Annotated in this window: 24 protein-coding genes and 2 pseudogenes; 21 read left to right on the top strand and 5 right to left on the bottom strand. The window is 40.0% G+C overall.

The annotated features are described in order from the left end of the window. The first annotated feature begins 1,026 nt into the window (after positions 1 to 1,026). The 4 genes from ilvA (at position 1,027) to BIV59_RS08955 (ending at position 4,178) form a co-directional block, all read left to right on the top strand. The gene (ilvA, locus tag BIV59_RS08975) at positions 1,027 to 2,295 is read left to right on the top strand and encodes a threonine ammonia-lyase IlvA (RefSeq protein ID WP_071351136.1); all 1,269 of its coding nucleotides are present in this window, start codon (positions 1,027 to 1,029) and stop codon (positions 2,293 to 2,295) included. A 162-nt stretch (positions 2,296 to 2,457) separates the two neighbouring features. Then, a complete protein-coding gene (locus tag BIV59_RS08970; RefSeq protein ID WP_071351135.1) occupies positions 2,458 to 2,649 on the top strand; it encodes a twin-arginine translocase TatA/TatE family subunit in 192 nt (63 codons plus the stop codon). A 226-nt stretch (positions 2,650 to 2,875) separates the two neighbouring features. After that, positions 2,876 to 3,619, top strand: a complete 744-nt coding sequence (gene tatC / locus BIV59_RS08965) for a twin-arginine translocase subunit TatC (protein WP_071351134.1) — start codon at positions 2,876 to 2,878, stop codon at positions 3,617 to 3,619. Between the two features lie 334 nt (positions 3,620 to 3,953). Further along, entirely contained in the window at positions 3,954 to 4,178 is a 225-nt protein-coding gene (locus tag BIV59_RS08955; RefSeq protein ID WP_071351132.1) for a hypothetical protein, read from the top strand. A 78-nt stretch (positions 4,179 to 4,256) separates the two neighbouring features. On the opposite strand, the gene BIV59_RS08950 is transcribed toward BIV59_RS08955, so the two are convergent. Beyond that, positions 4,257 to 5,669 (bottom strand): LysM peptidoglycan-binding domain-containing protein, encoded by a 1,413-nt coding sequence (locus tag BIV59_RS08950; RefSeq protein WP_071351141.1) that lies wholly within the window; start codon positions 5,667 to 5,669, stop codon positions 4,257 to 4,259. Between the two features lie 582 nt (positions 5,670 to 6,251). Between BIV59_RS08950 and BIV59_RS08945 the strand changes: the two are divergent. The 3 genes and pseudogenes from BIV59_RS08945 (at position 6,252) to BIV59_RS08935 (ending at position 8,422) form a co-directional block, all read left to right on the top strand. Further along, a pseudogene (locus BIV59_RS08945) lies at positions 6,252 to 6,825 on the top strand (YdeI/OmpD-associated family protein). Between the two features lie 224 nt (positions 6,826 to 7,049). Continuing rightward, positions 7,050 to 7,301 (top strand): DUF2535 family protein, encoded by a 252-nt coding sequence (locus BIV59_RS08940; RefSeq protein ID WP_071351140.1) that lies wholly within the window; start codon positions 7,050 to 7,052, stop codon positions 7,299 to 7,301. 278 nt (positions 7,302 to 7,579) lie between these two features. Continuing rightward, a complete protein-coding gene (locus BIV59_RS08935) occupies positions 7,580 to 8,422 on the top strand; it encodes a DegV family protein (RefSeq protein WP_071351131.1) in 843 nt (280 codons plus the stop codon). 218 nt (positions 8,423 to 8,640) lie between these two features. Here BIV59_RS08935 and BIV59_RS08930 read toward each other — a convergent pair whose 3' ends face one another. Further along, positions 8,641 to 9,402 carry a nucleotidyltransferase domain-containing protein gene (locus BIV59_RS08930; protein WP_071351130.1) on the bottom strand — a complete coding sequence of 254 codons (762 nt, stop codon included), beginning with the start codon at positions 9,400 to 9,402 and terminating at the stop codon, positions 8,641 to 8,643. A gap of 195 nt (positions 9,403 to 9,597) precedes the next feature. On the opposite strand from BIV59_RS08930, the gene BIV59_RS08925 reads away from it, so the two are divergent. Further along, positions 9,598 to 10,575: a nucleoside hydrolase gene (locus tag BIV59_RS08925; protein WP_240501872.1), complete on the top strand. Its 978-nt coding sequence runs from the start codon at positions 9,598 to 9,600 to the stop codon at positions 10,573 to 10,575. 123 nt (positions 10,576 to 10,698) lie between these two features. Next, positions 10,699 to 11,292 carry an SCO family protein gene (locus BIV59_RS08920; RefSeq protein WP_071351129.1) on the top strand — a complete coding sequence of 198 codons (594 nt, stop codon included), beginning with the start codon at positions 10,699 to 10,701 and terminating at the stop codon, positions 11,290 to 11,292. 115 nt (positions 11,293 to 11,407) lie between these two features. On the opposite strand, the pseudogene BIV59_RS22765 reads toward BIV59_RS08920, so the two are convergent. Continuing rightward, positions 11,408 to 11,816, bottom strand: a pseudogene (locus BIV59_RS22765) (DoxX family protein). A 372-nt stretch (positions 11,817 to 12,188) separates the two neighbouring features. Here BIV59_RS22765 and BIV59_RS08915 point away from each other — a divergent pair. Both BIV59_RS08915 and BIV59_RS08910 read left to right on the top strand, forming a co-directional pair. Further along, positions 12,189 to 13,028 (top strand): SGNH/GDSL hydrolase family protein, encoded by an 840-nt coding sequence (locus BIV59_RS08915; RefSeq protein WP_071351138.1) that lies wholly within the window; start codon positions 12,189 to 12,191, stop codon positions 13,026 to 13,028. 6 nt (positions 13,029 to 13,034) lie between these two features. After that, the gene (locus BIV59_RS08910; RefSeq protein WP_071351128.1) at positions 13,035 to 13,622 is read left to right on the top strand and encodes a YpmS family protein; all 588 of its coding nucleotides are present in this window, start codon (positions 13,035 to 13,037) and stop codon (positions 13,620 to 13,622) included. Between the two features lie 31 nt (positions 13,623 to 13,653). On the opposite strand, the gene BIV59_RS08905 is transcribed toward BIV59_RS08910, so the two are convergent. After that, entirely contained in the window at positions 13,654 to 14,400 is a 747-nt protein-coding gene (locus BIV59_RS08905) for a DUF4397 domain-containing protein (protein WP_071351127.1), read from the bottom strand. A 186-nt stretch (positions 14,401 to 14,586) separates the two neighbouring features. On the opposite strand from BIV59_RS08905, the gene msrA reads away from it, so the two are divergent. The 3 genes from msrA to BIV59_RS08890 are packed head-to-tail and all read left to right on the top strand — an operon-like array spanning position 14,587 to position 16,110. Beyond that, a complete protein-coding gene (msrA, locus tag BIV59_RS08900) occupies positions 14,587 to 15,129 on the top strand; it encodes a peptide-methionine (S)-S-oxide reductase MsrA (protein WP_071351126.1) in 543 nt (180 codons plus the stop codon). Beyond that, complete coding sequence (gene msrB / locus BIV59_RS08895; RefSeq protein WP_071351125.1) at positions 15,119 to 15,547, top strand: peptide-methionine (R)-S-oxide reductase MsrB; 429 nt, start codon at positions 15,119 to 15,121, stop codon at positions 15,545 to 15,547. The genes msrA and msrB overlap by 11 nt, the downstream gene beginning before the upstream one ends. Positions 15,548 to 15,603: 56 nt before the next feature. After that, positions 15,604 to 16,110: a PTS sugar transporter subunit IIA gene (locus tag BIV59_RS08890; RefSeq protein ID WP_071351124.1), complete on the top strand. Its 507-nt coding sequence runs from the start codon at positions 15,604 to 15,606 to the stop codon at positions 16,108 to 16,110. Between the two features lie 526 nt (positions 16,111 to 16,636). Here BIV59_RS08890 and BIV59_RS08885 read toward each other — a convergent pair. Further along, on the bottom strand, positions 16,637 to 17,734 hold the full coding sequence (locus BIV59_RS08885) for an SGNH/GDSL hydrolase family protein (protein WP_071351123.1): 1,098 nt from the start codon (positions 17,732 to 17,734) through the stop codon (positions 16,637 to 16,639). Between the two features lie 224 nt (positions 17,735 to 17,958). On the opposite strand from BIV59_RS08885, the gene BIV59_RS22760 reads away from it, so the two are divergent. The 7 genes from BIV59_RS22760 to BIV59_RS08855 all read left to right on the top strand — a co-directional run bounded on the left by BIV59_RS22760 (position 17,959) and on the right by BIV59_RS08855 (position 25,707). Then, entirely contained in the window at positions 17,959 to 18,096 is a 138-nt protein-coding gene (locus BIV59_RS22760) for a YjcZ family sporulation protein (RefSeq protein WP_083392100.1), read from the top strand. Positions 18,097 to 18,494: 398 nt separating this feature from the next. Further along, positions 18,495 to 19,973 carry an NAD(P)/FAD-dependent oxidoreductase gene (locus BIV59_RS08880; RefSeq protein ID WP_071351122.1) on the top strand — a complete coding sequence of 493 codons (1,479 nt, stop codon included), beginning with the start codon at positions 18,495 to 18,497 and terminating at the stop codon, positions 19,971 to 19,973. A 124-nt stretch (positions 19,974 to 20,097) separates the two neighbouring features. Next, a complete protein-coding gene (locus tag BIV59_RS08875; RefSeq protein ID WP_071351121.1) occupies positions 20,098 to 21,066 on the top strand; it encodes a S66 family peptidase in 969 nt (322 codons plus the stop codon). 164 nt (positions 21,067 to 21,230) lie between these two features. After that, entirely contained in the window at positions 21,231 to 21,581 is a 351-nt protein-coding gene (locus tag BIV59_RS08870; RefSeq protein ID WP_071351120.1) for a hypothetical protein, read from the top strand. A 422-nt stretch (positions 21,582 to 22,003) separates the two neighbouring features. Beyond that, complete coding sequence (locus BIV59_RS08865; protein ID WP_170846116.1) at positions 22,004 to 23,488, top strand: spore germination protein; 1,485 nt, start codon at positions 22,004 to 22,006, stop codon at positions 23,486 to 23,488. A 13-nt stretch (positions 23,489 to 23,501) separates the two neighbouring features. Continuing rightward, entirely contained in the window at positions 23,502 to 24,584 is a 1,083-nt protein-coding gene (locus tag BIV59_RS08860; protein ID WP_071351119.1) for a GerAB/ArcD/ProY family transporter, read from the top strand. Positions 24,585 to 24,588: 4 nt separating this feature from the next. Then, on the top strand, positions 24,589 to 25,707 hold the full coding sequence (locus BIV59_RS08855) for a Ger(x)C family spore germination protein (protein ID WP_071351118.1): 1,119 nt from the start codon (positions 24,589 to 24,591) through the stop codon (positions 25,705 to 25,707). Positions 25,708 to 26,091: the final 384 nt, after the last annotated feature.

Below are 26,091 nucleotides of genomic sequence, written 5' to 3'. Positions count from 1 at the left end.
GTTCTGTGAAGCGATTCTGTTGTTAAACCGGGGTGATTGGAGTGTAAGGTGAGAGACTCCTGTGGGATTAGCGGGAAGGTGCTGAGGAAGGCTCACCGCCCGCCCCACGGAAAGCGAGCAACCTGGAGCGGAAATCAACCACTTGTTCAGGTAGCAGCAAATTTCACGAAAAGAGCCTTATGTTTAAATGGCAGCAACCAAGTTTATGGACGATTATCTATATGTGTTCTGTTGTCTCCAGTAAAGCAATGAACTAGCAGAAAAGAACTAAATATTGCCTGCCGATGTACTAACCAATCCCTGTGTTACTTTCAGATGAAGTATAGAAATCGGCCATTTATTATAAAACGGTGGATAAGCAATTCCGATTTAGACTGCACTTTGCTGAAGAACTCATTTTTTTTGCTTGTTTTTTTAATTCTCCTAAAAGAGCAATTAACGTTGAAACAAACATAACACCCATAAAGGTACCATTTATAAATCTATGGTCTGTAAAATTCAATACTGTTACAAAAAATATAAAGCTGCTGATACAATCAAAGATAGTTTTTCCATATTTTTACCTGCATATAATTGTCCTTTAACAGAATAAGTCCCTATAAAGATAATACTATAAAAAGTACATACCTTGGATGAAATCAACAATACTACGAAGAGAGCCAAAAATATTCAATGTGTTTTATTCGCTCTTTTCTTAAAGATTGTTGTTTTTTTAATTTGTTATGTGAGACGTTCCCATTGTCAAGTCAGGTTGATTGGAGCGAGCATCCTGGAGCGGAAATCAACTACCTTGTTTCATAGCAACAAAGTATATGAAAACAGCCTTTTTATATGCATATTATCCCCAATTACCCATTCCGGAATAAAAGATATCATTTTTTAAACACTCCATATTCATAGATTCTTGGAATTATATTATTGGAGCAAATGATAAGTAATGAAATTTGAATTTTTAGAAAAATTAATTGATTTATCGCGTTGAAGTGTTATAATGTAAAAATTATATTAAAAGAAAGCAGGGATATGATGGCCGGGACAGCATCCTTAAAAAAACGGATCGGAATTGAAGAAATACTTATAGCAAACAAAGAACTAAAAGAGGTTGTGGTACATACCCCGCTGCAAAAAAGTGAAAGACTTTCAGAGAAATATGAATGCAGCCTTTATTTGAAACGTGAAGATCTTCAGCATGTGCGCTCTTTTAAGCTCAGGGGAGCCTACTATAAAATGAAAAGTCTTCGTGATGAAGAAACGAAAAACGGGATTGTCTGTGCAAGTGCAGGCAACCATGCTCAAGGAGTCGCTTTTTCCTGCAGCCAGCTTGGCATACACGGGAAAATTTTCATGCCTGCTACCACTCCAAGACAAAAAGTGAAACAGGTTGAACTTTTTGGCAGGGATAAAATACAAATTATTCTTTCTGGCGACACATTTGATGATGCATTTGCCGAAGCAAAGCTTTGTGCGGATAAAGAAGAAAGAAGCTTTATACATCCCTTTGACGATGAATGGGTCATTGCAGGACAGGGGACTGCTGCCGTTGAGATATTAAACGATTGTGATGAAAAAATTGATTATCTTTTTGCAAGTATAGGCGGAGGGGGCCTGATGGCAGGGTTATCTTCCTATTTTTCCGCTCTTTCTCCAGAGACAAAATGCATGGGGGCAGAGCCTGCAGGTGCTGCCTCCATGAAGTTTTCTTTTGAACAGGAAGAAGTAAGAGAATTAGCGGAAATTGATACATTTGTTGATGGTGCTGCAGTGAAGTGTGTGGGCCGGAAGACCTTTGAGATATGCAGGGAAAATGTCGCTGATATCCTGAAGGTTCCGGAAGGGAAAGTGTGCACGTCTATCCTGGAACTGTACAACGAACACGCCATCATCGCAGAGCCTGCAGGTGCTTTGCCTGTTGCTGCTCTCGATTTCTGCAGAGAGCAGATAAAAGGAAAAACAGTTGTCTGTGTCATCAGCGGAGGCAATAACGATATCAGCAGGATGCAGGAAATTAAAGAAAAATCGCTGCTGTATGAGGGACTGCTTTATTACTTTATTGTGAATTTCCCCCAAAGGGCAGGAGCATTGAGAGAATTCCTTGATGAAGTTCTAGGACCGGATGATGATATTTCCAGATTTGAATATACAAAGAAAAACAATAAGGAAAGCGGACCTGCTCTTGTGGGTGTGGAGCTTAAAAGCCGGCACGATTACGACGGGCTGATTCAGAGGATGAAGAAAAAGGCATTTCCATTTGTGGAAGTGAATAAAGACAGCAATCTATTTCACCTCTTAATCTGAAATATGGTCTAATTATTCCGAAATTTTAATTTTATATGGAAGACAAGGGTGTATTGAGTTAAAATGAATAGGTAGCAAAGATTTTTATAACGTTCGCAATTACGGGTATGGGGAAATTACGCAAAGCCTATACGAGGCTTTAACATCAAAGGAGATGTGTTTATGCTTTCCAATATTGGCTTGCCGGGCCTATTTATTATTCTTATATTAGCGCTAATTGTCTTTGGACCGAAGAAACTTCCGGAAATCGGCCGTGCCGCGGGACAAACTCTAAAGGAATTCAAGAACTCTGCACGTGAATTGACCAGTGACAGCAAAGAGGAAATCGAAGAAAAGAAAAATATCACGAAATAAAGTGAAACTGCCAGCTGCAGTGTTCTTACTCCCAGATGATGGTTTTTTGAAGGGCCCTGTGCTGGTGCAACAAATAATTCCCGATTTTGTAGGGGAATTACTGCTTGTCTATAAGGGTTAAAATAGGTGCGGGATGAGGCCATCTTGCACCCATTTAGCGATAAGGGCTCATCAGGGCATTGGACTTTTACAACAATTGAATTCAATTGAGAAGGCGTGATGAACTTTGGCAGACCAGGATTTACACATCATTGAACACCTGGAGGAACTGAGAAAAAGGCTCATTATCTCTGTTGCTGCTTTTTTTGTTTTTTTTATATTGGCTTTCATTTATGTAGAAGATATCTATAAGTGGTTTATCCGGGATCTGCATATGAAACTGCTCGTACTGGGGCCAAGCGATATTATTTGGATATACTTCACTCTTGCGGCAGTTATCGCAATAGCTGGAACCATTCCTGTGCTGGCATTTCAAATATGGCTATTTGTGAAGCCTGCACTTATGCCGAATGAACTCAGGGCAACATTAGCATATATTCCGGCCCTTTTTCTTCTTTTTGCAGGCGGCCTCGCATTCGGTTATTTTATCATTCTGCCAATGGTTTTTAAATTCCTCCTAAACATCGGGGGAGATATGTTCACCGCTGCTTTCACAGCAGAAAGGTATTTCCGTTTTGTTCTGAATATGACTCTTCCATTCGGGGTTCTATTTGAGCTTCCTGTGGTCACCATGTTTTTGACATCAATAGGGATCATTAATCCATTTGTGCTGCAAAAACTGAGGAAATATGCTTATTTTGTTCTGGTTATCATTGCTGTAGTGATAACACCGCCGGATTTTATGTCAGACTTCATTGTGACACTTCCTTTGCTGTTTTTATATGAAATCAGCATCTCGCTTTCTAAGATTGTCTTTAAGCGGAAACAAAAAAGGGAAGCCATGCAGGAATTTAGTCTGCAAAACCATTAAAGACACGAAAGGGGGCTTTTTTAAAGCACCTCTTTTTTTTGGCTCTTTTCTTAAAGAATGTTGTTTATTTAATTTGTTATGTGAGGCTTCCCATTGCCAAGTCAGGTTGATTGGAGCGTAAGGTGCGAGACTCCTGGAGGCTCACCGGCTTGCGTGAAAAGCGAGCATCCTGGAGCAGAAATCAACTACCTTGTTTAATAGCAACAAAGTTTACGGAAACAGCCTTTCTTAAAGATTGCTGTTTTTTAAATTTGTTATGTGAAAATATAACGTGTTTTTTTTCGGCTGAAATAGGGAAAATGAATAAAACATCATGTGAGGGAGAGATTTTTATATGAATATCACAGCAGAAACCGTATTGACCCATGTAGATTTTGCGAAAAATATAAAGGAAGAAAAGGGGTTTGTCTTTTTTGATTTTTCCTATGAAGAGGAACTGGCACATGTCAGGGTAAAGGACGACCTGTCAATCATTGAAGTGAAATGCAGGACCATGTCTAAAGAGCTCGAAGAAGGTTTTGAGCAGGAAATAACAGAAAAATTAACCGGGCTTGCTTAACACACTGTCAGCAAACATTAAAGCATGAAGGAAACTCCTCATGCTTTTTTTGTCTGCTTTTTTTCCTCTTATTGACATTCAGCGTTTTTCAATAATGAATGTATCTGATAATAATGCCCAGTTTTGAGGAAAAGGATAGCCTAGGACCCAGTAGCTGATTCCCCTTAATCCATAGGTTTTTACCAGATCGAACTTTGCTTTGGCACTTCTTGCATCTTCAAACCAGACTTCATGGCTCCGCCCAGAGCTGTCCTGGTAGTTAAAATAGGGAGATTGGGCGACTGGATTATATTTTATTTCTGCATTATGTTTTACGGCTCTGCGGATTGCTTCCTGCATATCAAATGTTTCGGCCTCCTGTCCTTCTTTATGGGGAATAAGCCAGTCTCTGGCATAAAGCTGAAATCCCATTAATATCTTTTTTCCGGGCATGACTGTTACGGCATAATCCAATACACGTTTCATTTGATCCAGCGGGGATATGGCCTGCGGAGGCCCTTTTCGATACCCCCATTCATAGGTCATGAGCACGGTAAAATCGAGAATTTTCCCATGTGCAGCATAATCATGTGCTTCAACTAAAGGCCCCTTTTGTTCCGAGCTGGTCTTCGGGGCGAGTGAAGAACTGACAAAGTAGCCTTCCTGATGTAATTTATCTGCAGCAAGCTTGAGAAAACGATTATAGAAATCCCGGTCTTTAGCCGCGGTATTTTCGAAATCGATATTTAAACCCCTGTAGCCTTTCTTTTTCATCACAGCAAGAATATTTACTAAAAGCTTTTCCGTTAATTGCCTATCAGATAAGATGGTATGCGCCAGCTCGGTACCTGCTTCAGAAGAAGAAAAATTTGTGATGGACATAATCGGGACAACCCCATTTGAAAGTGCAGCTTCAACAGTAGGAACATCATCAAGCGGTCCAAGGCTCCCATCTCTTCGCATCAGATAGGCAAACGGGCAAACAAATGTCAAATCGTATGCAACTTCTCTCACGTCCCTTGCGCCGGCTTGGCCATACCTATTTGTAAATCCATTCACCTCGATCCGGGGTTTGGATTTTCGCGGAATTTTGATGATTTGACCTTCTGATAGACCAGAAGAGCTTGAAAGATTGTTGGCCTGCAAAAGCGATTTTACGCTTGTTCCATACATACCTGCTATTTTGTGGATAGAATCAGCTTTTTTCACCCTGTGAAAAACTGCCGGTATGGTAAGCTTCTGGCCGGGATAAACCTTTGATAAAGATGGCAGTGAGTTGATTTGCAGAATTTCCTGGGGTGTCGTGCTGAAATAATCGGCAATACCATAAAGGGTGTTTCCTGGCATAACTTTGTAGGTAAGATATCGTTCTGGAATAAGCAGTGCCATGCCAATTAACAGTTTATCCGGATATTCAAGCCCATTTACTTCTACAATTTTGCTTGCACTCACACCGTATTGCTGAGAAATGTGCCATAGCGTATCGCCTTCATGCACAACATGTATTTTCAATTTTTGCAGCCCTCCTTTTTGCTTTTTAACTGTTTTGCTTTCAATGTATTCCCCCATCAGCCCGTACTATTCCCTTCTCCAAAGCTGTTACCGCTTGACGCTTAACGGAAAAATACAGTTTGTAAAAAGCTCTTAAATAAGAAAGCACATATTATTGGAGGGATGTGTATGCAACGAGCAGGAGCGGTTTGCGTTCCTTGTTTGCATCTTAAGCGTAGCTTTGCTCCATTTTCATTTTGAAAATTAGAGTAGGTTTTTCTGTCTTCGCCAATTGAAGTAAACTTTAGAAGCTGCAAGGAACTTGCTTCACGTTTGGCGAATATACATTTATAGCCTTTTAAACTTTGTTGCTTATGCAACAAGGTGGTTGATTTCTGTTCAAGGGTTCTTACTTTCCCCCGGCAGGCGGTGAGCCTGCGGAGTCTCTATTCCGCTAATCAAAGCAGGAATCTAGCACCATACGCTCCAATCAAAGGGACTTAACAATGGAATCGCCTTACGGAATAACAAATAACAATAATCTTTAAGTAAAGAGCAGTTTAAAACACAAGCCAGCGAAGAATGGGAGAGAGGTGCTGCATGATGGAAAATGGCATGGTAAATCCTCAGGTTGATGAGTTTTTAAGTAAAGCAAAAAAGTGGAAGGCAGAATATGAGGCAATGAGGAAAATCGTTCTTGATTGCGGATTGAGCGAAGACTATAAATGGAAACATCCCTGTTACACTTAACGGGGAAAAAACATAGTGCTAATACATGGTTTCAAAGAATATTGTGCACTTCTGTTTCACAAAGGCACCTTGCTGCAGGATACGCACGGGATTTTAGTTCAGCAAACGGAAAATGTACAGGCTGCGCGCCAAATCCGTTTCACTGATGTTCAAGAAATAGTCAAAATGGAGACCATTTTGTAAGACTATTTAAGGTATGCCATTGAAGCGGAAATGCCGGATTGGAAGTGGATAAAAAGTATACTGAAATAATACCGGATGAACTGAAAAATGCATTCAGTGAAATTCCGGCTTTGAAAACCGCTTTTGAACATTTGACTCCGGGCAGGCAAAGACCCGTCAGTCGCGGATTGAAAAAAACATCCGCCAAATCCTTGTTGGAAAGGGATTGAATGATAAGTCTATCAGGATGGACAAAACTCATTAAAATGCTGAATAATGCTTGTGTTAGTGTTCACTTGAACTTTAGTCCAGTGCTGCACGTATATTCACTTATATACTCCATGCATGGGAGGGTAACCCTATCCATTAGACGGCAGCCATCATTACTGGGAAACTGGTGAATGAAAGGGAATTTTTTGAAGAAGAAATACATTTTTTTCTTTTTTTGTGTATAATAAGAATAATCGGTGGAAAATGAGGATTGATATTTTGCTTTTTAAAAACCTGGAGTTCAAAAATGGTATTGGACATAAGGTGAAAATAACAGATATCCCCGTCTTATTGCCAGGCGACCCCAATTATTTTATGGTCACCGCCAGGCTGGAGATGCTCATGAATCATGTTTATCGCAAAACGGATTGCCCGGTGAATTGTTCCTTTAAGGACTACTTAGCTGCCGTTTTAAGATGGCCGGATTATCAAAAAATGTTTTTAGAGGAACACTTGAAAAGCAATGCTTAACACTAAAGGACTGTCTTAACCAGCAGAATAGCCCAGAAGAAACAGCTTAGTCAAAATACCTGAGCTGCAAGATTCCGGACGGTATTCTGCTGGCCGGAGACAGTCTTTTTTTTCTTGATGCATAGCTCGGCTTTCTATATTACCTTTGTAAATATTGGAATTAAGTCTAATTAGTGAATTATAAAAATAAAACAGCAAGCACACTTTATAATTCAGTTTGAAAGCACTTGCCGAAAAGGTATAATACAATAGAATTACTACTCTAAGGATGTGAAACATTGAAAATAGTCAAAATTGTTACTGATTCAACAGCAGATATGACACCAGAAGAATTTGAAAAATATGGAATAACAATGATTCCGCTTTCGATTTGTATAGATGGTGAAACCTTCTTAGACAAAATTGAAATAGAACAAGAAGAATTTTTGAAGCGAATGAAAAATGCTAAGGACCTTCCTAAAAGCTCCCAGCCCTCAGCAGGAGTTTTTTTGGATGTTTATAATAAACTGGGCGAAGATGGCAGTGAAATCATTTCGATCCATATGACTGGCGGAATGAGCGGAACAGTGAAAACAGCTGAAAGTGCCGCAGCCATGTCGGATTCGAAAGTAACGGTCATTGATTCAAGTTTCATTTCAAAATCACTGTCTCATCAGGTGATAGAAGCTGCTGAAATGGCCAACGCTGGAAAAACTACAGCTGAAATTAAGGACAGGCTAGATCAAATCAGAAAAAATTCAAGCCTGATTATTGTTATTGATACACTAGAAAATCTGGTGAAGGGCGGAAGAATCGGGAAAACAGCAGCATTCATTGGATCCTTGCTGAATATTAAGCCCATTGCCGAGCTTGAATCAGGAGTTTTGAATCCGATTACAAAGGTGAGAAGCCAATCACAGGCGATTAAATGCCTTGTCAGCCGATTTAAAGCCGATACTGAAGGCAAAAAGCTGTCAGGAGTCGGTATCGTGCATGCCAATGGCTATCAGCTCGCAGCTAAAGTTAAAGAGGCCATCTGCAGCATTACTGGACTTGAAACGATTACTATTGAAGGTACTACACCTGTAATCAGCACTCACACGGGAGAGGGTGCAATGGCACTCATGTACTATTGGGATTAAATAATGTAATGAACCTCCTTCTTCTTGAGTTTTCTGCGGGAATAGAAGATAGGAGGTTTGTTTTTTTTGCTGTTTTCTTTAGGTAAGGCTGTTTTCGTAAGCTTTGTTGCTATGTAACAGGGGATTGTTTTCCGCTTCAGAATGCTCGCTTTTCACGGGGTGTACGGTGAGGCATCCTCGCCAATGCCTGCTAGGTCTCAAAGAGCTTTTTTTGATCACTAAAGATTTAATCCTTGTTTATTGATTCCTATTAATAACTGGTTGATTTTTTTATAGTCAGGGAATTCCGGAAGCTGTGATTTTTCTAATGCAGCTTTTAAATGTCCATCATACATCTCAACCATTTCTAATGCCTGCTCAAAGGTAAATCTCCCATTGCGGCAGTCGAGAAGTAAATGCCTATTTGTTCTAAATGTACTGTAGTCTCCGGTTTCAAGGATTTCTATAGCGCTTGTAAGAAGCCTGATGCTGTGCATGAAGAATTTTGTATCATAGCCATAATCCTCTATTAAATCCTGCCTTCCGGAACCAGTGGTCTTTTTATTTTTTAATTTTTGAATCTGAGAATAAGCATAGCCGCCGAATTTTTTCTGAATATGCTTAGATAAAAACAAATGCCGGTTATCAATTAATATCTGCCCTAATGGTGTTACTTTTACATAATCACTTTGTTTCACAAAAAGGATATCAATATTATTTGGTACACCGCCCATGGCATCTTTAACAAACTTATTGATATGAATGATATTCACATCGACATCATCTTTGGTATTTTTAAAATTCTTTCCGCCGCTTGTATTATATTCATTAAAAGATTCTAAACCTAAGTAGTACTCAGGAGGCGGAATGCAAATGCCTTTGAAGTCCCTGTCTGATGTATCTGTATTAGTTCCATATGCATAGCTCCCAGCAGGGGAAAGAATGATGGTTCTTTCTTCAAGCCATGGCAAATTAGATGTTTGTAAATCAAATTCACTCATTTTACACCCTCCCTAATTTCATATAATCTTACTAATCCTAAAATTACCTCCTGATTTTCCTTTAGGGTGTTCATCATAAAGCTGATCTTCACGGCCCGATTCACATATTCCTTGCACCTGTAAGCCCTCAACTGGGATAAATCATGAAACGTTAAGTATGACATACATATATTAGGAGGGAAATAAGATAAGGCGGTGGGCAGACTGAGTGAAAAAGTACTTTTTTTCGGCGATTTGGGCATCGATGATATATTTGCGCTTTTTTATGCGTACTACTCAGAAGATATTGAAGTGGTCGGTGTGGTTGCAGATTATGGAAATGTTTCGAAAGATGAAGCCGTTAAAAATGCCCGCTACCTTCAAAAAATCTTTAGAAAAGATGTGCCTGTTATGGGTGGGGCCAGGATACCTCTGACTGGAAAAGAGCCGGAGTATTTTCCGGAAATCCATGGACTTGAAGGACTTGGTCCTTTCTCGATAGCCGATGAGCCTAACTTGACGTTTGAAAATTTCTTTGAAGTTGCACCTCTGATTGATAAGTATGAAGGCAATTTGACCTTAATCAACGTGGGCCGGCTGACATCCCTAGCCTCAGCATTTGTGTTTTTTCCTGAAACAATGAAAAAAATCAAAGATTTTTATATTATGGGCGGCGCGTTCAATTATCCCGGAAATGTTACTCCGGTAGCAGAAGCGAACTTTCATGGAGATCCGATTGCAGCTAATATCGTAATTTCCAGAGCTCCGAGAAAAGTCAGGATATTCCCGCTAAATGTAACCCAAAACAGCATCATCACGCCTTACGTGATGGATTATGTTATTTCTGAAATGAACAGCGGAAAAATGGAACCGGCAAAAATACTAAAACCAATGTATGACTTCTACTTCAATGCCTACAAAAAACAGAATCCTTCCATCCAGGGAACACCGCTTCATGATTTAATGACCATGTGGGCCATCAAAGATAAACAATCCATTATTTTCGCCGATGCTCCTGTAAAAGTGATAACTGAGGAAGGAGACGCATTTGGACAAAGTATTGCAGACTTTAGAAAGATCAGGGAAAAGGCGCTATATCCTGTTCATAAAATTGCTCTCCGTGCCGACTATGCACGTTTTGTTAATTCTTTTGCAGAAACATTTATCAAAGGAAGCAACAGAAGTGCAAAATGAAAAAAGTCTTTTAAATGATAACCTCACCTTTTATTATCTGTTAAAATAATAAAAACAAGCCAAAATTATGAAGTAATAAGTTTGGCTTGTTTTAACAGTTGTAAAACATAAAGGCGGGGTATAATGAAAAAGCTACATACCGTTTTCATCCTCATTGGAATTTTTGCTGTACTGCTTTTATCAGCTTGCGGCAAGGAGGGTGTGCCAGGAGCCAAGAACTGGGATGTTAATTCCTTTGCATTTACCAACCAGGATGGAAATACCATTTCCAGGCAAGATTTAAAAGGAAAAGTTTGGATAGCTGATTTTATGTTCACAAGCTGTCAGGATGTATGTCTGCCGATGACAGCCAATATGGTGAAGCTTCAGCAAATGCTTAAGGATAAAGGAATCGATAATGTGGAATTTGTTTCATTTTCAGTGGATCCATATACAGATAAGCCAGCCGTTTTGAAGGAATTTGGACAAAGGTTTAAAGCCGATTTTGAAAACTGGAATTTCCTTACGGGGTACAAACAATCCCAGATAGAATCTTTTGCAAAAGACAGCTTTCATACCATTGTGCAAAAACCGGAAAATATGGATCAAGTCATGCATGGAATCAATTTTTACCTTATAGATCAAAAAGGTAAAGTCATTCAGTATTACAATGGTGTGAAAGGAACACCATTTGATGACATTGTAAAGCATATTAAGATTTTGCAAGACAGCAACTGAGGCAGGCAAACCCCTTTTCCAAAAATTCAGATGAGGAAAAAGGGGTTTTAATCTATTCCGAGCTTTGGTTTTTCAAACAAATGCAGTTAACCGACAGTTTTCAATTGTAAGAATTTTAGGCAGAGCAATTATTCGAAAGATCCAAGTACTCGACGGACTTACTTCCGGGGAATAATTTAGGTATAACCCGGCGGTCTGATCCAACTTTTCCGGCATTATTGCCAGCTATGAGGATGAAAATCCCGAGAATAATCATTTGCAGATTGGTGCTTACCGCACCTGAAAACACATAAGCAAAATGTTTGGCAAGGCCAGTTCTTTTATAAAGACACCCCACCAGGGATGTACTGCTGGATGTCCGCCTGAAACCTGTTTTAAAGCTCCCTGCATAAAACCGGCTGCATCAAAATTCCTGCTGACTATTTTTCCCACGCCTGCTTTCATCCGTTGAATTCCGAGATACAAGCGAATAATGGCAAGGACATAAGAGACTAACGGTTGTTCCTTAAAAACTCAATAAACATATAAATTCTCCTTAAAAATAATCCTAATTGATAACGATTATCATTTCTCGAACTTCCCCAAAGGGGTCAATATGAAAAAGGGATTAGTAAAGCAACTGTTAAGATAATTAAATATACCTATTCAATTTGTCCGCTGAAATTACCTTCAAGCTCATACTGCTAATAACAGTAAAAGAAATGTTCAAATCTTACTTCTTCCCGAGGGTTTTACTTTGCTTCAGGGCACCAAAAAAATATACAATAATCCTGATATTGATTGCTGATAGTGATAGTGATTTTTTAGCGAGATCAGATAGGAAGTTTTTTATTCTTTTTCCGTGTTATAATAAAAAGAAGACTTATAAAGATTTTGTAAAAAAGGAAGGTGGAGTAATGAGTAAAAAATTCACCTGTCTTTTAATATGCCTGCTATTGTTATCAGCTTGTTCCCGTGAAGCAGAAACTCCTGCTGCTGTAAATGGCGAAGGACAAAAAAACAGCCTCACGCTGGATAAAAAAGAAGATATTCCGGCATCCTTTTTTCCGGATCCGGTTCAAATAGTTTCAATCGGAGATTCATTGACTGAAGGGGTTGGCGACAGTACAGATAAGGGAGGATATGTCCCTTATCTGCAAAGAAAGCTGGAAAAAGAACCTTCCATCACGGCAGTTAATATCATCAATCACGGTGTGCGGGGCAGCCGGACAGACCAATTGCTAAAAAGGCTGGAACAGACTGAGACAAAGCGGGATATCAGAAAAGCTGACAGTGTCGTCATTACGATCGGCGGCAATGATATCATGAAGGTCGTCCGCAATCATTTTTCTGATTTACAAATGGAGCAGTTTGAACAAGCAAGAAAAGGGTATGAAAAAAGACTGGGGAAAATCATCAGTAAAGTCAAAGAAGAAAATCAGCAAGCACAGATTTATTTAGTCGGAGTTTATAATCCTTTCTCTGATTATCTGACATCCTTCAAGGAACTCGATGTCATCAGTGAAGACTGGAATGACAGCAGCAGAAAAGTGCTGCAGAAATTCCCTGACAGCCATTTTGTTGAAATTGAGGATATTTTCAGCAAGCAGGGAGAGAAATTATTATTCAAGGACGATAATTTCCATCCAAATGACAGGGGATATGAAAAAATCGCTTCCAGGATCTTTCAGAATATGGAAGGAAACTCTTTAGGCGATAATACATTAGAAGCGAGTGCCAAAGGGAATGAGGAATAACTGAACATGAAGAGCAAGAAGTGGAAGATTTTATTTATTACATTATTATCGATTAATGCAGCAGTGGTCATCTGGCTCCTGATTGCCATTAATCTGCCTGCTAAGGATGAACAGCCCCCGAAAAGCTATAGCAGGGAAAAAGACATTCAGTTTCAAATTGATACCAATAAACAAGATATGAATAGACTGATTAATCAATACCTTGAAAAGGAAGGGCTGAGTGACGGCCCGCTTCACTATGAAGTGTATCTGAATGATGATGTGGAATTATACGGAAAACTCCCTTTTTTCGGGAGGGAACTTCAGATGAAGCTTGCATTTGAACCGCTGGCACAGAAAAACGGGGACTTGGTGCTGAAGCAAAAATCCATCTCTGTCGGACAGTTGAATCTGCCGGTTTCGTATGTAATGAATTTCATTAATGAAAGCTACAAAACCCCGGATTGGGTCAATATCCAGCCTAACAATGAATTGATATACGTCTCCTTAAATGATATGAAATTAAAAAGCGATGTACATGTTAAGGCAAAAACTTTTGATTTAAAGCACAACAGAATATCATTTCTTCTCAATGTACCTTCTGTAAATCCATAAAAGAACCGGATGCTCTCCGGTTCTTTTCCATTTAAGGAGCCAGGAAAAGCGGTTCTAAACCAGGCGATCCTTGGCTCAGACCGATAATGTATAGAGAATACGGCGTATTTTTAATTAGCGTAATTCCATCAAGCGGTAAAATTGGTTCCTTGGAGCCTGCAGCCCTAACCTCAAGATCCACTGTCATCGGAGTCAGCGCTAAGTACTTTGTAGGCTTGCGGTAGGCAGCATTAGAAAAAATGACATCCCTGCCTTTCACGGCTATGTCAACCGGCGGAGAATCTGGAGAAAGATGGATCACCCTTAATTTAGTTTCATCATTTGGCACGTGCGGGTCATCCTTAATCACTATCAATTTCAATGATTTGGCTTGCCCTGCGGCTGCAAGTGTATAAAGCATGCCGCTTTGCGGGCTCACTTTTTGGCTTAATACAGTTTGTACCTGCTGTCCTGTGGGATAAATATCAATCTGGTAGGTTCCTTCTGGAAGCGACATGTAATTGCTGATATCCCTATATGGGAAGTTTTGAAGAATACGGGTTTCATTTACATATACATCTACATTCGGTGCATCGGGGAAAGCATGCAATACCCGGACTCGTGCAGGTATACTGTCTGGCTTTGCGCCCTGCAAGGAACGCATATGGGATGCTGCCTGGTTCATACTTTTTAAATGTTTATAATAATAATGCACAAATAGATCGGGGTTGCTGTATTTATAAAATTGTGACAGCTGATCATACAGCACAGCATTATAAAGATACTTATTATTCTGCATAACTTTTTTCACTCCAATTCATATGGCCTTTACGTACTCAGCATATGCGGATGGAGGTAGGCTGGTGTCATGCAAAATCCATGAGCAGCCTGCATATTATTTTACATACTCATAAAAAGAGGATAAAATCTTAAGGATAAACATGTAGTTTGCAGTTTAGATTTGATCGACGCAAGGAGGATATTAATGACAGGATCATTTGAAAAGGCAACATTTGCGGGTGGATGTTTCTGGTGTATGGTCAAGCCGTTTGATGAGCAGCCTGGCATCCAATCAGTCATTTCAGGCTATACAGGAGGAACAAAGGAAAATCCTACCTATCAGGAAGTGTGTTCTGAGACAACAGGCCACTATGAAGCTGTACAGATTACATTTGATCCGGAAGTTTTTCCCTATGAAAAGCTCGTAGAATTATTCTGGCAGCAAATTGACCCTACAGACGCAGGCGGTCAATTCTTTGATCGGGGCAGTTCTTATCAGACTGCGGTCTTTTACCATTCAGAGGAGCAAAAGGAAATTGCTTTGCGCTCAAAGGAAAAACTGGATAAAAGCGGACGCTTTTCAAAGCCGGTCGTCACACCTGTTATACCTGCTAAAGAATTCTATCCTGCGGAAGAATATCATCAGGATTACTATAAAAAGCAGCCTCAGCATTACGCATCTTACCGTTTTGGCTCAGGCAGGCAAACATTCCTGGAAAATAAGTGGAGGGATATCAATGAAAAATAAAGAAGAACTAAAAAAGAAATTAACACCAATTCAATATGAAGTAACACAAAATAGCGGAACAGAGCCAGCTTTCAGAAATGAGTTTTGGAACCATAAAGAAGAAGGCCTGTATGTGGATATCGTTTCCGGAAACCCTTTATTCACGTCTAGAGATAAATTTGATTCCAGCTGCGGGTGGCCAAGCTTCACTAAGCCCCTTCAAGAAGAAGAGGTAATCGAGAAAAATGATACAAGCTATGGAATGATTCGTACAGAAGTGCGTTCTAAAACTGCTGATTCACATTTGGGCCATGTATTTAATGATGGGCCTGGACCTTCAGGGCTTCGATACTGTATCAATTCAGCGGCTCTTCGCTTTGTACCTGCCGCGGATCTTGAGAAAGAAGGATACGGTGAATACAAAAAATTGTTTCAATAATGGATGCGGATGAAATATAGCCTGCTATATTAATCTGTTTTGAGGAGGGAAATTGTATGTTAAGGAACTTATTTGGAAAGAAAGACAAGGACAAAGAAGAGAAAGAAATTGTTTTATTTGCTCCAGTGAGCGGAAAAGTCATTCCTCTTGAAGAAGTAAATGATCCTGTTTTTTCTGAAAAGATGATGGGAGACGGACTTGCTGTTGATCCTGATGAAGGGGAAGTAAGGGCCCCTTGTGACGCAGCTGTTATTCAAGTTTTTCCGACTAAGCATGCAATCGGACTTAAAACAAAAAATGGTGCAGAAATACTGATTCATATAGGGCTGGATACGGTGAATATGAAGGGCGAAGGCTTTGAGGCTTACGTGAAAGAGGGAGATACCGTTAAAAGGGGTCAAAAGCTTGTAAGCTTTGACACCAGCTTGATAAGAGAAAAAGCGGCTAGTACGGTCATTCCTATCATCATTACCAATGGAGAATTGGTTCAGAACATCGAGAAAACCAGTCAGTCTGCAGCAGTAAGCAATGAAACTTCCTTTTTAACCGTAACTATGAAATGAGACATAAAGCTGACTGATAATTAGACCAAAAGGTGTCTTTAAAGGATAGCCTTTGTAAAATGCGGGTGTTTTGCAATCCAGGATGCTTTGCTTTCCGCATGGTTCTGCCTGTCCCCGCTAGTCTCGCACCTTTTGTTTCCATCAGCTTTAAGCTATTTAAAAAAGCCAGATTCCTTTTATTTTTAGGGATCAGGCTTTTTTTTATGGTGCTATGTCCTATGAGTCAAAAGGATATTTCAGGACGCGGCCTTCTTAGACTTTTATCATCGCAAGGCGCACCCGTATATTGTTTAATCCAGCTGCAGTGCCTAGACCGCTGTTTTGTCCTCAGAAGGCAAGAGCGCCTTCTGTGGCCACAACCCTATTTGCTTCGCGGTCTGACCAGGCGCATCCGCTTTTTATTAATCCAGCTGCAGCGCCTAGCCTCTCGGGGTCATAAGTCACCTAAGACTTGAAGGCAAAGGGCGCCTTCTATTCTTAGGCGCCTTATGCCGGTCAAGGCTGACCAGGAGCTTCCGCTTTTTCATTAGTTTTTATTGGTTATTATGGAGGAGATTCTGATTATGCTGTTTTTGGTTTTGTTGTTGGCTGTTTTGCTGCCGGTGGTTTCAAATCTGGCTGTATGGTGTCCGTTTGATAATTGGGTTGTGATATAAAGCGGTCTTTTTCTTTGGAAGGGCCACCATGTGCTCATTATTGTGACAGGCTTGCCGTCAATGAACACTTTTATTTCACCCCCGTCTGGGCTTCTCAGAAGATTAACACCCAGCACATTTCCCGTGAATGAGTACTCCAGAAAATCTCCCTTTTTGCCGCTTGTATAATAGCGGCCTTTCTTTATAAATCCGTTTTTATTTATTATTTGCTTTTTCGTTGAAAATAGAAGGTCGGGATTCTTATGAATGGAAGAGGAAAGAACAGCTATTTTTTTATGTTTGGCCGCATTCCATTTAATTACCTGATAGATGCTGTCCGCATATAACCTGTATCCGCGGGCATTTGGGTGTACAAGGTCCCTCGTAAGCTTTTCTGCAGGAAGGCCGGTATCCTTGAATACTGGTCTCATATCTATGTTGACTGCTTGGTAATGCTTTGATACAAGTGCTATCTTCCGGGCAAAATCCTCATAAGCTAAACAGCTCTCTGTTAGTGTAATAATCTCCGCTGATGGATAATCCTTTTTCGCTTTTCGGATCAGGGATTCGTAAATCTTTCCGAATTCATCACTATTCATATATTTCCTGTCATTTTCCCCAAACACAATAAAAATAAGATCTGGTGTGGCGACAGCAGGCTGGCTGTTAAGTTTATATAAACCTTCAAAGGCAGTTGAACCGCTTTGAACAATGTAATCGCCTTTCATTTCAATATGCCGCTCTTCATACATCTTTTGTTCCAAAAGCTTAAACCATCTTTGTGATGCATGTTCAGCTCCAGAACCCCGTCCGATGCTGTCACCTATTACAAGATAGCGGATCGGTGTGTGATGATTGTATTTTTCATACACATTCTCTTTTTCTTCGAATCCGTATGTTTTTCGCTCTTTTTGAAAAAACAAGGAACCTGTTAATAGTGCCAGCAAAATCACAATAATAAAAGGAACCAGAATCGCCCTTTTTTTCAATTCACTCTTTGCCCCCATATAAAAGTAATAAGGTTAACAGCTGGTATAGTTTTGCTGATTTTCCTTTCGAGTTCATTATTATATCCCAAATCTCTTCAGCCTGAAAGGAAAATGTAATGTTTTTTTAATCTTATTGAAAAATAGGCATTCGCACAGTCCAGAAAGGGCGAATATACATATGGTAAGGATGTAGAGAGGTTGAGAATAAAAAAGGAGTGATTTTCATGTACGGATATGGATATGGATATGGCGGCGGCTGCGGATATGGATATGGAGGATGCGGATTCGGTGCGAACTTTGCATTGATTGTAGTATTGTTCATTCTTTTAATCATTATCGGAGCATCCTTTTGCTGTCCTTAACGATTTGTAATATTAAAAATGTACACCAGCCTTTTTACAAAGGCTGGTTTCTTCATGTACCAATGATCACCTGCTGCAGATGATCCATCAATCTGCGGAAAAATCTGAAAAGAAGGGATAAAATCATATTTATAGAAACATAAACTATATTCCTAGTTTATATAGCAAAAAATACGAACAATTTATTTTATATACATATTATAGTTCGTTTTTTTCTTGACCTCTCTTGAGAAGTTTGATATATTAACTGAGGGATAAAAGCATTCATCCATCAGTTGTGATTTTAATGTTTACTTAGAAATTGGAAAATTTGCACTTTTGGGAAATTATGAAAGCATAAACCTTACTGCCCGTGAAAGCGGGAATTCAGATCCATTTTCTCCTGGGAGGAATTTATAATGAAAACTAATTATGATGTAATCGTGGTAGGAGCAGGTCCTGCAGGGATTTTCACCTGCTATGAACTAACATTGAAAATGCCCGAAGCAAATATTTTGCTGATCGATAAGGGCCATAATATATATAGAAGAAATTGCCCGATACTTGAGCATAAAATTGAGAAATGCCCGCCTGCAATTGGAAGAAAGGAATTTGCAGGGTGCCTGCCAGCATGTTCAATCACGAATGGTTTTGGCGGTGCCGGTGCTTATTCTGACGGAAAATTTAACATCACAAGCGAATTTGGCGGCTGGATGACAGATTATTTGCCAGATTCAGAGGTCGTCAATTTAATAAAATATGTTGATGAAATCAACTTAAGCCATGGAGCCACACATACTATTACCGATCCGCTTACAGATAAGGTAAAGGACATTGAAAAGCGGGGATATGCTGCAGGATTGAAGCTGCTTCGCGCACAGGTAAGGCATCTGGGTACAGAGCAAAACTTGAAAATCATGCAGAGCATATACGAATACTTAAATGAAAAAATTGAAATGGTGTTTAAAACGGAAGTAGAAGATTTGATCACAGAAAAGAACAGCGAAGGAAACCATTTTGTGACAGGTATACAGCTAAAGTCAGGAGAAAGCATTACCGCAGGCAAGGTCGTCATCACTCCTGGCCGTGATGGGTCGACATGGCTGAGCAGGATGCTGAAAAAAAGACGTCTTAAAATGATTAACAACCAGGTAGATATCGGTGTTCGTGTAGAGACGTCCGATATTGTCATGGAAGAAATCAATGAAAACCTTTACGAAGGAAAATTCATTTTTAACACATCTGTCGGCACTACAGTCAGGACCTTCTGCAGCAATCCGTCCGGACATGTTGTTGTGGAAAATCATTCAGGAATCATGCTTGCCAACGGCCATGCATACAAAGATCCGAAGCTCGGCAGCAGAAATACGAATTTTGCCCTTCTTGTATCACATACTTTTGCTGAACCCTTCGATAAGCCGAATGAATATGCACATGAAGTTTCACGCCTGGCAAATGCGCTTTCGAGCGGAGGTCTGATTGTCCAAAAGTATGGAGACATCCTTAAAGGCAGGCGGTCTACTGCAAAGAGAATTAAGGAAGGTTTTCTTGAGCCGACATTAAAAGAAGCGGTACCTGGCGATCTAGGGCTTGTCTTGCCTTATAATACCATGAAGAGCCTGATTGAAATGACTGAAGCATTAAATAAGGTTTCTCCGGGACTTGCTTCTGAACATACCCTGTTTTATGGAGTGGAAGCGAAATTTTATTCAGCCCGTCCTAAATTAAATGATCGTTTCGAAACAGAAATTTCCGGATTATATGTTGGCGGTGATGGTGCAGGGATAACAAGGGGGCTTGCCCAGGCAAGTGCCTGCGGGGTCTGGATAGCCAGGGACATTATCGAAAAATCACAAAGTGAAAAAAGTCATAGAGACACGGTGCTGAGCCATTCCTGATAGCAGGAATAATAGATGGACAAGAGGGTGGGGCTATCTCCATCCTCTTTATTTTGCAGTGCTGTTCTGTTAAAATAATGCAGCTATATATGAAAAGCTATAAAGAGGGATAAGGGAGATTGCAATGACAAAATTAAAGGCCGGAGATGAAATCAGGATTATAGCTCCCTCGAGGAGTCTTGCAATTATTAAAGGCGAACAGCGGAGAATTGCTGAAGAAAGATTAAGTAAAATGGGATTTGCCGTAACATTTGGGGAGAATTCCTTTCATCATGATGAATTTTTCTCGAATTCTATTGAAGATAGGATAGAAGATTTGCATGATGCCTTCAAAGATCCTAATGTAAAAGGAATAATGTCTGCAGCTGGCGGCTATAATGCGAATCAGCTGCTGGGATATCTCGACTTTGACCTTATAAGAAGCAATCCTAAAGTATTCTGCGGTTATGGAGATACGACAGCTCTGAGCCTGGCTATTTACAAGAAGACAGGGATGATCACTTATTCTGGCCCGGATTTTTCTTCATTGGGCATGAAATCTTATTTTGACTATACAGTGAAGCATTTCACAAAAGCTATTATGAGCCAAGAAGAATTTGAACTTGAAGCAAGTGGCATGTGGAATGATGAATCCTGGCTTTTGGAGGACGAACAAAGGGAAATGCATGAAAATCCCGGGTATAATGTTATGAAGACAGGTGAAGGCGAGGGTGTGATTATCGCCGGAAGCTTAAGTGGAATAAACTCCCTGCAGGGAACAGAATACATGCCTTCTCTTTCAAATAGTATTTTATTTCTGGAAGAAAACGAAGAAATGCACCCGCCCGCTTTTGACCGGGGGCTGCAGTCTCTTTTGCAGCATCATGGATCATCCGGATTGAAAGGGCTTGTGATTGGACGCTTTCAAAAAGAATCCGGCATGACTGATTATGCGCTTCAGAAAATTATAGAAAGCAAGAAAGAATTGCAGAGACTTCCTGTCATTTCAAATGCCAACTTTGGCCATGTGCATCCATTTGCAACAATACCAATTGGAGCCAAGTGCTCAATGCGGATTAATAATAATGCGGTGATAAAAATTTCCTCTCAATAAATCAATGGGTTTACAGGAGCAGGATAGCAGCATGGACTGTTAGAAAGTGGCTGATAAGAAAATTCTGAATATATGAAATTGAACCATTACTTGGCTTATTGTACATTATAATTATTTTTTTGATATACTAATAGAAGAGAATAATTAGAAAAGGTGATTACGTGTTGTTAAGAATACCAGCTTCAATCCGTTTAACAGGAGTACTTGATTCATATAAGAAAAAGGGAAGGGTAAGCCATACATGTTTTGTATGCGGCCAGGATACCTCGGCAGCTCTTTCACATATTGAAAATGGAGAGAACGGCAATCAATATTATAAACTGGGCACTAAAAGTGTTTGCATTCCTTGTGTCCAAAAAGTATTGCGCCACTCATCATTAAAAAAATACGAATATGTCCACACACAAGTGATAAATAAAGAAGCATTTTACAGAGATACCCTTGCTATCCTAAAAGATGCAGATTTCCTTGCAGGCATAAAAGAAGCTAATGCCGAACCTGCGTTGTCGCATTAAGCGCACTTATACATGTATGTTTAGAGGAAGCGGGATACGAGATGGGCAATGATTATGGCCGCAGCCTTATTTCCATATGATAATAATAAGGAGAAGCAGTTCGCAGTGCGAGCTGCTTTTCTTTTTCTTTAACTTTGTATAGTTGGATATTTGTTAAGTCTTTTATTGTATGTATCAGCATGATTCACGAAAATATCTGGTGCCCTAAAAGCCCCTGCTGCCCGCAAAAGGAAATGTCCTTTATGGCGGCAGCAGGGGCTTTTTCCCGCATACTGTTGTTTACGTTACATTTTGTTCAGCAATATTTTCAATTGCTTTTCATATGTTTGAGATGCTAGTTGTATGAAAAATTGCCATTAAAGGTTTTTTTTATAAATTGGGGACATATTAAAGCTATCCATGGGATGCAAAGGAAGATCACAATGAAATTTTTCAGAAATCAAATTGAAAACAAAAAAGATAAAAGCAAAAAAGAAGATCTGGCGGGAGCTTCTGCTTCAGCAAGTGAAAATTACCATAGTTTATTGGAATGCCTGCATCATACCGGGGAATTAAAATCTCAAAGCCTTGTTATAAATCAATTAAAGTTCATGCTTATTTATCTGGAAACCATGGCGGATCCTGAAAAAATTCAAAAATTGATTTTGCCGGCCCTTCATAAATGCATGTCACTGGCCGATCTGGATGAATGCATTTCAAGTGCAGGCAGTGTCAAGACTCAGAGTACGAGGGAGGCTGCAGATTTGCTGCTTGAGGGCTACTGCTTAATAACTGTGGATACTTGTAGTGAATTCTGGCTGCTGCAAGTCCGTGCTGACATTCATCGTCCTCCGCTGGAACCGGAAAATGAAAAAGTAGTAAGAGGTTCGCATATCGGCTTTGTTGAGGATATGGCAGTTAATTTAAGAATGATCAGGCAGAGGATGGCAAACAAGAAATTAGTATTTCGATACTTAACTAAAGGAAAAGAGACCAACACCAAAATTGTGCTGGCATATGTAAAAGGAATCGCGGATGAGCAAGTTGCAGAAACCATTTACAGGAAAACTGAAAAAATCGGGGCCGATATGATTTTCAGTCCCGGCTTTATGCAGGAGTTTATGGAGGAACACCCTTACTCGCCATTTCCGCAATTTCTGCAGACAGAGAGGCCTGACAGGGTTATGGCCAATTTGATGGAAGGAAAAGTGGCTATTTTGGCAGAAGGCAGCCCGACTACCATCGTGATGCCTGTGACGTTTTTTTCATTTTTTCAATCACCGGATGATTATAATTCCAGGTTTCTTCCGGGTGCATTTTACAGAATTCTGAGACTTATCAGCTTTGTCATTGCTCTTGTATTACCTTCCGTTTATATCGCTGTCATCGCCTTTCATTTTGAAGTAGTGCCAAGCGATCTCGTGATCCCATTGAAGACGTCTGTCAGCGGTATTCCCTTTCCCCCTTTGCTTGAGGCTTTCATTATGGTTTTTACGATTGAACTTATCAGAGAAGCGGGGATCAGGCTGCCGACTCCAATCGGGCAGACAATTGGCATCGTTGGAGGATTGATTATCGGAGATGCCGTAGTAAGGGCAGGCCTAATTTCAAACATGATGATCATTGTCATTGCTTTAACGACGGTATCCTCTTTCTCTATTCCATCGGTTGAAATGAGTGCGTCTCTGAGGCTGTTGACTTTCCCGTTAATGATCCTTTCGTCTGTGTTCGGGTTCCTGGGAATCATGTTTGGACTAATGTTCATCATGATTCATTTGTGCAAGCTGCATACATTTCAAAGTCCATACCTTGAGCCGGTTGCACCTTTTACAAAAACGCAATATAAAGATACCTTTCTAAGATTTCCAATCCGCAAACAGCATAAGGATAAGGCGTCAGAGGCTGGAGGCAATAAAGCCAATAAATGAATAGGGGAACATGATGGATAAAAGCAATAACGAGATAGGATATGTACAAAGCATATTTTTTATCATTCAGACTCAAATAGGTGTTGGGATTCTATCCATGCCGTTTCAGGTTTTTATGAAAGCGAAGGAGGATGCCTGGATATCGGTTCTTATGGCCGGGGCCATTGTACAATGCCTGTTATTCATTTATAGTGCTCTCTGCAAAAAGTTCCCTGATCAAAACCTGTATGAAATTTGTGTTTCGGTGTTAGGGAGGATTCCTGGTGCAATTTCAGGTTTCGTATATATCATCTTTTTCATCCTCGTGGCGGGAAATATCCTTGCGATGTTTGGCGGGATTATCAATAAATGGCTTTTGCCCCAGACTCCTGTGTGGGTCATCATTTTATTGATGATGCTGACAGGTGTCTATGCGGTCAGGAGCTCAATTAATGTGCTTGCCAAGTTTTTCGTCCTGTCATCATTTGTATTTCTCATCTTCACGATTCTTTCATCAATTTCTTTCCTTGATGCCGATTTTTTGAATGTGTTCCCGATTGGCCATGAAGGGTTAAAAAATATAGCACTGGGTACGAAGGAAGCTACATTTTCAATGATTGGCTTTGAAATATTTTTAGTCATTTATCCTCATATTGCTCAATCGAAAATCAGTAATTTAACTGTTGCTACTTCTGCGAATTTGTTTGTGACCCTATTCTATTTTTTGCTGACTGCCGCTACATTGCTTTTTTTTAGCGAAAGTGAGTTAAAGCTCATTCATGAGCCTTTGCTTTACATTATCAAATCTTATTCTTTTACGATTTTGGACAGAATAGATATTCTCTTTTTATCACTGTGGGTCATTGCTGTCGGGACATCCTATATGAGCTATTTGTTCGCCGCCTCAAAAGGGATGGCTGGATTATTTAAAAAGAAGGATCACCAATCCTATGTTATACCGGCAGGAGTGATTACCTACTGTCTTTCTCTGATGCCGGACGGAGAATATGACCTGGCAGCTACAGCTCAATTTATCTCGGTAACTTCCATATATCTAATTGTGCTCCTGCCCGTGATTCTGCTCATTATTGCTTTGTTTGTAAAGAGAAAGGAATAACTACATGAAGCGCTCTCTGTTGATTATAATGGCAGCAGCATTTATCCTGTCAGGCTGCTGGGATCAGCGTCTGATTAAAGAAAGCAATTTAATACGCATCGTAGGCTATGACAAAGAAAAAAACCATAAGCTTAGGGAGTCAGTAGGGTATCCTGTCGTGGCACACGGTGAATTATCAGCCGTACAGCCCCAAAGCAATATTAATTCGGCAATAAACTATTCTCCAAGGGATGCAAGGCTTGCTTTGGACCGGAAAGTGGTACAGACTTACGATTCTTCAAAGGTAAAGGTTTTCTTATATGGTGATGCGTTGGCGAAGGAGAATGTATACAACAGCCTTGATGTCATTTACCGTGATCCGAAAGGCTCCCTGAATGCACTAGTGGCAGTGGTCAATGGCAGGGCCCTGGATGCTTTAAATGTAAAGCAAAGTGATACAGGACTGATAGAAGATTATTATGAAGAGCTGATTCAAAGCGGACATGAGTTGGGTATGTATCGATTGCATAACGTCCAATCATTATGTACGGCGATATTCACAGAAGGACAAGATGTTGTTTTGCCTTTTATTAAACTTAGGGAAAAAGAAGGCAGGGCAGACATCGTTGGTACAGCTTTGTTTCACCATAAGAAAATGACAGGGCAGCTTAATTATGAAGAATCATCCATGCTGACACTATTGAAAAAAATGAAAAAAACCAAATCTCCATATTTTTCTTTTATAATCGGGAAGGAAAAATCAGCAGGAGAAAAAGCTTTGAATGCAAGAGTGAAAAAAATCAAAGGGAAAATGAACATCCAATATAATGAAATTCAAGGAGCACAAGTAAAAATCAGCTACATAGTGGATATGGAAATCAGCCAATACCCGCCAAACCATCTGACTGAAAAAAAGACGGTTGCTGCACTTTCTGAAAAAATGAGTGCTAAAATGAATGACCTGGCTGACACTACGCTTGATAAGCTGCAAAAGGCGAACTGTGATGCTTTGGGGATTGGCCAGAAGCTTCACGCTTTTCATTTTGATGCATGGAGCCGCCTGAATTGGGACAAAGATTATCCCAATGTGAAAATTACCCCCGATATTAAGGTGAACATCATTCAGCATGGAATCATCAATTGATAACAAGGCATCATCTTTTTCTAAGGCTTTATAGAAAGTCACCTCAAACAATGACTATCTGAACATCCCTGGAATCAGAAGGGATATTTAACAGTTAATTATTAAAAAAGAGCAGCAGCAGGGAGGGCCATAGCGGACACCTCCTATTTTTTATGGCTTCATAAAAAAAGGATGGCCCTTTATGTCAGCAGGAAAAGCTTTCTTTCATTTATTTCCTGTGAAAGATTGCCGCAGCACCCACATACAATTCACTATAGGTATGTTTTTTAAGAGGGCTATTTTCTTAAAGATTGTTGTTTTTTAATTGTTCTGTGAAGCGATTCTGCTGTTAAACCGGGTTGATTGGAGTGTAAGGTGCGACAGTGTGGGATTAGCGGGAAGGTG

Origin of the sequence: Bacillus sp. MUM 13 (assembly GCF_001866725.1) — a bacterium.
GTDB lineage: Bacteria > Bacillota > Bacilli > Bacillales > DSM-1321 > Peribacillus.
Note: the sequence above shows the minus strand (reverse complement) of the source record. Positions and strands in the feature narration are given on the sequence as shown.